Source organism: Acidovorax sp. BoFeN1, assembly GCF_003345135.1.
In the GTDB taxonomy this organism is placed as follows: domain Bacteria; phylum Pseudomonadota; class Gammaproteobacteria; order Burkholderiales; family Burkholderiaceae_C; genus Acidovorax; species Acidovorax defluvii.
In genome coordinates this window covers 1-721 of record NZ_QOZT01000180.1, presented here as the reverse complement: position 1 = coordinate 721, position 721 = coordinate 1, and the positions used below count along the sequence as shown (strand labels likewise).

1 protein-coding gene is annotated in these 721 nt (G+C 61.7%); it reads left to right on the top strand.

The genetic code is table 11. The features are described 5' to 3' along the window. Nucleotides 1–721, top strand: a 721-nt coding sequence (locus DTW89_RS19130; RefSeq protein ID WP_114657085.1) for an IS5 family transposase, incomplete at both ends; no start/stop codon positions are given.

The window sequence follows — 721 nt, the reverse complement described above, 5'->3', positions numbered from 1 at the left end:
ACAACGGATTCGAGCAGTCGCGCAAGCCCACCCGACGTGAAGAGTTCTTGCGGACCATGGAGACAATAGTGCCTTGGGCCGCCCTGTGCCAGGTGATAGAGCCGCACTACCCCAAGGCCGGCAACGGCCGTCCGCCCATTGGGTTGGAGCGCATGCTGCGCATCCATTTTCTTCAGCACTGGTTCAACCTGGCCGATCTGGCGTGCGAGGAGGCTCTGTATGACAGTGCCAGTCTGCGCCGCTTTGTGGGGATTGACCTGGGCCGCGAACGCGTGCCCGACGCCACCACGCTGCTGAAGTTTCGCAAACTGCTCAATGAGCAAAAACTGGGTGAAGCCCTGTTTGCCAAGGTAGGCCAGCAATTGCAGGAGCGCGGCTTCAAGGTCAACACCGGCACCATCGTGGATGCCACGATCATCGCAGCGCCCAGCTCCACCAAGAACGCCGACAAGGCGCGCGACCCCGATATGCACCAGACCCGCAAAGGCCAGCAATGGTATTTCGGCATGAAGCTGCACATTGGCGTGGACAGCCAAAGCGGGCTGGCGCACAGCGCCGTGGTGACGGCGGCCAACGTGCATGACAAACACCCTCTGCCCAATCTGCTGCATGGCAATGAGCGGCGTGTGTACGGCGACTCGGCCTATGCCAGCCAGAAAGCACTGATAGCGAGCAAGGCCCCCAAGGCCAAGGACTTCACCAACCAGCGCACCCGCCGTGC